The following is a 7,355-nucleotide window of genomic DNA, read 5'->3' as shown; positions in this document are numbered from 1 at the left end:
TAGAAACTTGGAGATTATTCTTTCAATTCTACTTTTTAACAAGTGAGGGTACAGGAAGTGCAATTAGGGGAGGCAACACAACATGAAGAAAAAGATACCGTTATTACTTGCATCAACTTTAACTGCAAGTATGTTGCTTAGCGCGTGTAGCTACCAAAAAGATGACGCAAAAGCAAAAGGGAAAGAGAACGCTACGAGTAGTAGTAACGGAAAACAGATTCTTAATTTAACAGAGTTATCTGAAATTCCGTCAATGGATGCATCATTAGCATCTGATTCTTCATCTTCTACAGCATTAAATAATACGATGGAAGGTTTATATCGTATTGGCAAAGATCAAAAGAGAATGCCTGGAGTTGCAGAAGATGTCGAAAAGCTAGATGATGGGAAGAAATACATATTTAAATTAAGAAGAGATGCGAAATGGTCGAATGGGGAACCTGTAACAGCTAAAGACTTTGTGTATTCATGGAAAAGAGCAGTAAATCCAGATACAAAAGCAACGTATTCATACATTATGTTCGATATTAAAAATGCAGAGAAAATTCATAAAAAAGAATTACCTGCTGACCAATTAGGTGTAAAAGCGATTGATGATTATACACTAGAAGTAGAATTAGACAATCCCGTTCCTTACTTTATCGATTTAACAGTTTATCCAGTATTTTACCCACTAAATGAAAACTTTGTAAAAGCACAAGGTGACAAATTTGGTTTAGAGGCAAATACAACATTATATAACGGTCCATTCGTTATGAGTGATTGGAAACATGAACAAAGTTTCCAATTCAAGAAGAATCCTTCATATTGGGATAATAAAACGGTTAAAATCGAAGAAATCAACTTTAATATTGTAAAAAATACAGCAACTGATGTAAATTTATATGAGACAAACGCGATTGATCGAGCGGCTTTAACGTCTGAATTTGTTGATAAGTTTAGAAAAAGCCCAGAGTTCCAAACAAGAAAAGAGGCAGGGGTTGCTTACTTAAGATTTAATCAAAGTAATCAGTACTTAAGTAATAAAAACTTAAGAAAAGCAATTTCAATGTCCTTTGACCGTGATAACATTGCAAAAGTTATTTTAAATAACGGCGCAATTGGAGCTTACGGATTTGTTGGAAAAGATTTCGCTGAAGGTCCAAATAAAAAAGATTTCCGAGCTGAAAATGGAAAGCTAGTTGAAACAAATCCAAAAGAAGCAAAAAAGCTTTGGGAAACAGCGAAGAAAGAGCTTGGAACTGATAAAATCGAACTAGAATTCTTAAACTTTGATAATGAAGATGCTAAAAAAGTTGGGGAATTCTTAAAAGGTGAGATGGAAAAGAACTTACCAGGTTTATCAATTAAAATTAAACAGCAACCATTCGCACAAAAAAATAAATTAGAAGATTCTCAGCAATATGATATTGCGTTTGGTATTTGGGGACCAGATTTCCCAGATCCAATCTCATATTTAGATATGTTTGTTACGAATGGTTCTCAAAATAAAACAGGGTATTCTAATCAGAAATATGATGAGTTAATCCTAAAAGCTAAAACAGATACAAAAGATTTACAAGCTCGCTGGGACAACCTTCTAGAAGTAGAGAAGATGTTAATTAAAGAGGATGCAGTTATCACTCCAATCTTCCAAAAAGGTTCAGCGTATGTAGTAAAAGGTGCCGTAAAAGATATTATCCCAATTAACTATGGTGGTAAATTAACTTACAAATGGGCATCTGTTGAACAAAAATAATCTTTTTTTTCCATCGTTTACAAGGGTATATGCCTATGATGGGCATATGCTCTTATTTTAAAAAAATAAAAGTAAGAATATTTTAAACTATCTTATTGCTTTTGAGAAAAACGGGGAGGTGCTTGACTATGGGACGTTATGTATTAAAACGTTTCGTGTACATGGCTTTGACATTATTTTTAATTACTACAATGACTTTCTTTTTGATGAAATTACTTCCGGGTTCTCCGCTTAAAAACCAGGAGAAGCTATCACCGGCACAAAAAGAAATCATTCTTGAAAAATACGGATTGAATGATCCGGTACCAGTTCAATATGCACGTTACTTAGGTAACTTAGCAAAAGGTGATTTAGGGGTATCATTCCAATATGATAACCGCCCAGTAACAGACATGATTGTGGATCGTATTGGACCATCAGCCCAATTAGGTTTACAAGCGATTATATTAGGAACATTTATCGGTTTAATTTTAGGTATTGTTGCCGCACTTCGTAATAATACGTGGGTAGATTATAGTGCAACAGTTATTTCGGTACTCGGAATGTCGGTACCATCATTCGTATTCGCCGCATTACTGCAATATTTCGTAGGGGTAAAACTAGGCTGGTTCCCAGTAGCATTCTGGAAAGGACCAGAGTTTACTGTAATGCCTACAATTGCATTATCGATGGGAGTTATCGCGACAATCGCACGTTTCTCTCGTGCAGAATTAATTGAAGTTATGCAAGCCGATTACATTTTAACAGCGAAAGCGAAAGGAATTAGCCAAGGCGTTATCATTGTCAAACATGCACTTCGTAACGCGTTAATTCCAGTTGTAACAATTTTAGGACCAATGGTTGCGGCATTAATTACAGGAACACTTGTTATCGAGCAAATTTATGCTGTACCAGGACTTGGGGAACAATTCGTTAAATCGATTACTTTAAATGACTATACAGTTATTATGGGAACTACGATTTTCTATAGTGCGATCTTCATTTTAGTTATTTTCATTGTCGATATTTTATACGGAATTATTGATCCTCGTATTCGTTTAGCGGGAGGGAAAAAATGATGAAAGATGTACAAAAATTATCTCCAGATTTATTTCAACAAGCCAATCAAAATAATGTTGATAATGAAGTCATTGCCCGTCCAAGCTTAACGTTTTGGCAAGATGTAAGAAGACGTTTATTCCAACATAAAGGTGCGATGCTTGGCCTTGTATTGTTAGTTATCATTGCGCTATTAGCGATTTTTGGACCGATGGTAAGTAAACACTCGTATAAAGAGCAAGATTTAGGTCGTGCGAAATTACCACCAAAAATTCCAGTTATTGAAAATGTTCATTGGTTACCATTTGACGGTACAGATCAATATGGTGTTGACCAATATGAAAAACGTGATATTAAAGAGTACTTCTGGTTTGGTACAGATGACCTTGGCCGTGACTTATGGACAAGAACATGGGAAGGTACACGCGTATCATTATATATCGCTCTTTTAGCGGCAGCAATTGACTTAGTAATTGGGGTTGCATACGGAGGTATTTCAGCATTCTACGGCGGTAGAGTAGATAACATTATGCAACGTATTATGGAGATTATTAACGGTATTCCATACTTAATCATCGTTATTTTAATGGTAATCATTATGGGATCTGGTATTTGGTCAATTACACTTGCGATGGCGATTACAGGTTGGATAGGGATGTCGCGTATTGTTCGTGGACAAATCTTAAAGTTAAAAAACCAAGAATATGTATTAGCATCTCGTACATTAGGTGCAACAAATACACAATTAATTGTGAAACATTTAATTCCAAACGTAATGGGACCTATTATCGTAATGACGATGTTTACAATTCCATCAGCGGTGTTTGGTGAAGCGTTCTTAAGTTTCATCGGTTTAGGAATTCAGCCACCATTTGCGTCACTAGGTTCTCTTGTAAATGATGGTTATAAATCTATTCAAACGTATCCGCATATGATGTTCATCCCTGCGGTTGTCATCAGTATATTAATTTTAGCGTTTAACTTAATGGCAGACGGATTACGCGACGCGTTAGATCCAAAAATGCGTAAGTAAAAGAGGGGAGAGGCAAAGATGAAAACATTGTTAGAGGTAAAAGATTTACAAGTCTCCTTTGATACACATGCAGGTGAAGTACAAGCTGTACGCGGCGTTACTTTTGATTTGAAAAAAGGAGAAACATTGGCGATTGTAGGAGAATCTGGTTCAGGGAAATCAGTTACTTCTAAAGCGTTAATGGGATTAATTCCGAATCCTCCTGGACGCATTAAAAATGGTGAAATCGTATTTGAAGGTCGTGACTTAACAAAATTAACAGAAAAAGAAATGCAGCAAGTACGCGGTAAAGATATTGCGATGATTTTCCAAGATCCAATGACATCATTAAACCCAACGATGACAATTGGAAATCAAATTATGGAAGGTCTAATTAAACACCAAGGGATGAGTAAAGCAGATGCACGTAAAGTTGCTTTAGAGTTAATTGACCTTGTAGGTATTCCAAATCCAGAAGCTCGTTTAAAACAATATCCTCACCAATTCTCAGGTGGTATGAGACAGCGTGTAGTTATTGCGATGGCGTTAGCTTGTAACCCGAAATTATTAATTGCCGATGAGCCGACAACAGCGCTAGACGTTACGATTCAGGCGCAAATTTTAGAACTTATGAAAGACATTCAGCAAAAAACAGAAGCAGCAATCATTTTCATTACGCATGACTTAGGTGTAGTAGCAAACGTTGCGGACCGAGTGGCAGTTATGTACGCTGGTAAAGTTGTTGAAATTGGAACTGTAGATGAAATTTTCTACAATCCGAAACACCCATATACTTGGGGTTTAATCGCATCTATGCCAAGTTTAGATGGTTCAGAAGAAGAGTTATATGCAATCCCTGGAACGCCTCCAGATTTATTGAAGCCGCCAAAGGGAGATGCTTTTGCACCACGTAACCCACAGGCACTGAAAATTGATTTTGAAATGGACCCACCTTTATTTAAAGTAAGTGATACGCACTATGCGGCAACTTGGTTACTTCACGAGCAAGCTCCAGAAGTAAAACCGCCGGCAGTCGTTGAAAAACGCATTCTTCAAATGAAAGCAGGTGAACAACATGACTAAACAACGTGAGAAATTAATTGAAGTAAAAAATGTAAAGCAGCACTTCGACGTGAGTGGTGGTGTTGTCAAAGCGGTTAATGATATTTCATTTGATATTTACCGCGGAGAAACATTTGGTCTTGTAGGAGAATCAGGTTGTGGTAAATCGACAACTGGAAGAACGATTATTCGTTTATATGATGCAACTGCTGGTGAAGTGTTATTCGATGGTGAAAATGTACATGGTAAAAAATCACGCGCAGAGCTGAAGAAATTCAACCGTAAAATGCAAATGATTTTCCAAGATCCATATGCATCATTAAACCCTCGTATGACAGTAGGGGATATTATTGCAGAAGGTATCGATATTCACGGACTAGCGAAAAGTAAAAAAGAGCGCATGGACCGTGTTCATGAACTATTAAACACAGTTGGTTTAAATAAAGAGCACGCAAACCGTTTCCCACACGAATTCTCAGGTGGACAACGTCAGCGTATCGGTATCGCTCGAGCGCTTGCTGTAGACCCAGAATTTATCATTGCCGATGAGCCGATCTCAGCACTTGACGTATCGATTCAGGCGCAAGTTGTAAACTTACTGAAAAAGTTACAAAAAGAAAAAGGTTTAACATACTTATTCATCGCCCATGATTTATCAATGGTAAAATACATTAGTGACCGTATTGGTGTAATGTACCGTGGCCAAATCGTTGAGTTAACAACAAGTGATGAATTATATGCGAATCCAATTCATCCATATACGAAATCACTATTATCAGCGATTCCACTTCCAGATCCAGATTATGAGCGCAATCGTAAACGTATCGTATATGATCCATCACAGCATAATTATGGTAGTGAAGCACCAACAATGCGTGAAATTCGCCCAGGACATTTCGTACTATGTTCGGAAGCGGAGTACAAGAAATATAAAGAGATTTATCAATAAGAAAAAGAGCCATTCTTCTGTTATGGAAGGATGGCTCTTTTTCTACTATATAAAAGAATTGTATACATTTGTCGGTCAGTCGATATATTTAAAGAATCGCCGATATAAATCTCATGTATCATTAGTGATATCCATATGCAAAATTACTGAACTTGAACAGAAACATTCTCCTCTTGTTCTTCAGGTTTAACAAGCGCATAACGCTCCCATGCTCTACTTTTCCAGCGGAAGAACATAATAATGGCACGTGTCCATTCGTCGATGGCGATTGCTAGCCAAATACCAACGAGCCCCATATCTAAATGAAAGGCGAAAAAGTAACCTAGTGGTAAACTCATTAACACCATAGAGAATGCACCGATTAAAACAGGATATTTTGCATCACCAGCTGCACGAAGCGAATTAATGATGACGATGTTCATCGTACGTCCCGTTTCAAGTAGTACACTTAGTAAAAGAACACTTGCGCCTAACCCGATAATGTGCGGATTATCTGTAAACAGTCCCATTAATTGTGTACGGAATGTAATAACGAGAGCGACCATACATAAAGTTACACCAATTGCCCATTTTACACTTTTCCATAAGCGTTCGTATGCTTCATCTTTTTCGCCACCACCAACGAGGCGGCCAATAATAATGGCTGTTCCCATACCAATTGCAATTGCAAATAAATAAGTGAACATGGAAATGTTAGTAGCGTATTGTCTAGCAGCTAATGATTCCGTTCCTAAGTACGTTGCGTAATAAAGGAAGACGATTTGACAAGCTTGATACATCACTTGTTCAAATGCAGATGGAATGCCAATTTTTAAAATTTTCCCAATGTATTCTTTGGATAAAGTGAAGTAATATTGTAATTTCACACGATATTCCATAACGCGGTATAGTAACCAGAAGAAAACAATAAGTGCGATCAATCGACTGATAGCGGAAGAAATTGCAGCCCCTTGTACACCGAGCTCAGGGAAACCAAATTTCCCGAAAATGAGTACGTAGTTTCCAGCGATATGAATCATATTCATTCCGAGTGAAATAAACATCGCTTGCTTTGTAAAACCGTGTACACGGATAATTGCGGCTAATGAGTTAATAATAGCTTGTAGGAAGATGGCTCCTCCGACGATAGATAAGTAGTTTTGCGCATACGTTAGTACATCGCCTTGTAAGTTCATTGCGAGCATCATATGTTTCGAAAATAAAAGAAAACCAGCGCTTATAACGAGCCCAACTATTAAATTTAATGTGACGGCTAATGCTGATATTTTAGATGCTTCCATAAAGCGTTTGGAACCGAGGTATTGAGATACAACGATAGCAGCGCCGTTCCCGATGACTTCTAATACCAAAATCGCAATATGAAGATATTGATTCGCTGCACCAACCCCAGATACAGCATCGTCTGATAATGCACTTAACATGAAAGTATCAGCGATCCCCATCAACATAAAAAGAAAAACTTCTAGAAAAATAGGCCATGTTAATAAGAATAAACTTAATTTCTCAGTAGGCCCGTTTTTTGCCTGAATTGCTGCCATGTCCGTCCCCTCTTTACC

At 37.3% G+C, this 7,355-nt stretch carries 6 protein-coding genes; 5 read left to right on the top strand and 1 reads right to left on the bottom strand.

Going from position 1 to position 7,355, the window contains the following annotated elements:
* Positions 1 to 82: 82 nt before the first annotated feature.
* The 5 genes from ACQGS6_RS19695 to ACQGS6_RS19675 all read left to right on the top strand — a co-directional run bounded on the left by ACQGS6_RS19695 (position 83) and on the right by ACQGS6_RS19675 (position 5,799).
* Complete coding sequence (locus ACQGS6_RS19695) at positions 83 to 1,738, top strand: peptide ABC transporter substrate-binding protein (protein ID WP_000727219.1); 1,656 nt, start codon at positions 83 to 85, stop codon at positions 1,736 to 1,738.
* A gap of 128 nt (positions 1,739 to 1,866) precedes the next feature.
* The gene (opp3b, locus tag ACQGS6_RS19690; RefSeq protein WP_000534172.1) at positions 1,867 to 2,796 is read left to right on the top strand and encodes an oligopeptide ABC transporter permease; all 930 of its coding nucleotides are present in this window, start codon (positions 1,867 to 1,869) and stop codon (positions 2,794 to 2,796) included.
* Complete coding sequence (gene opp3C / locus ACQGS6_RS19685) at positions 2,793 to 3,809, top strand: oligopeptide ABC transporter permease (RefSeq protein ID WP_000974106.1); 1,017 nt, start codon at positions 2,793 to 2,795, stop codon at positions 3,807 to 3,809. Before opp3b ends, opp3C begins: the two co-directional genes overlap by 4 nt.
* Before the next feature lie 18 nt (positions 3,810 to 3,827).
* Positions 3,828 to 4,871 carry an ABC transporter ATP-binding protein gene (locus ACQGS6_RS19680; RefSeq protein WP_000854346.1) on the top strand — a complete coding sequence of 348 codons (1,044 nt, stop codon included), beginning with the start codon at positions 3,828 to 3,830 and terminating at the stop codon, positions 4,869 to 4,871.
* Positions 4,864 to 5,799 carry an ABC transporter ATP-binding protein gene (locus ACQGS6_RS19675; RefSeq protein WP_000166348.1) on the top strand — a complete coding sequence of 312 codons (936 nt, stop codon included), beginning with the start codon at positions 4,864 to 4,866 and terminating at the stop codon, positions 5,797 to 5,799. Before ACQGS6_RS19680 ends, ACQGS6_RS19675 begins: the two co-directional genes overlap by 8 nt.
* Positions 5,800 to 5,942: 143 nt before the next feature.
* On the opposite strand, the gene ACQGS6_RS19670 is transcribed toward ACQGS6_RS19675, so the two are convergent.
* Positions 5,943 to 7,337 carry an MATE family efflux transporter gene (locus ACQGS6_RS19670; protein ID WP_000719017.1) on the bottom strand — a complete coding sequence of 465 codons (1,395 nt, stop codon included), beginning with the start codon at positions 7,335 to 7,337 and terminating at the stop codon, positions 5,943 to 5,945.
* Positions 7,338 to 7,355: the final 18 nt, after the last annotated feature.

The sequence above is a fragment of the Bacillus sp. GMs2/2 genome (assembly GCF_050172095.1).
Taxonomy (GTDB): Bacteria; Bacillota; Bacilli; order Bacillales; family Bacillaceae_G; genus Bacillus_A; species Bacillus_A cereus.
This window is presented reverse-complemented; position numbering and strand designations above follow the sequence as displayed.

Excerpts from the sequence above, each read along its gene's own strand:
- ACQGS6_RS19695 (WP_000727219.1), top strand. The coding sequence starts at position 83 with ATGAAGAAAAAGATACCGTTATTACTTGCATCAACTTTAACTGCAAGT.
- opp3b (WP_000534172.1), top strand. The coding sequence starts at position 1,867 with ATGGGACGTTATGTATTAAAACGTTTCGTGTACATGGCTTTGACATTA.
- opp3C (WP_000974106.1), top strand. The coding sequence starts at position 2,793 with ATGATGAAAGATGTACAAAAATTATCTCCAGATTTATTTCAACAAGCC.
- ACQGS6_RS19680 (WP_000854346.1), top strand. The coding sequence starts at position 3,828 with ATGAAAACATTGTTAGAGGTAAAAGATTTACAAGTCTCCTTTGATACA.
- ACQGS6_RS19675 (WP_000166348.1), top strand. The coding sequence starts at position 4,864 with ATGACTAAACAACGTGAGAAATTAATTGAAGTAAAAAATGTAAAGCAG.
- ACQGS6_RS19670 (WP_000719017.1), bottom strand. The coding sequence starts at position 7,337 with ATGGCAGCAATTCAGGCAAAAAACGGGCCTACTGAGAAATTAAGTTTA.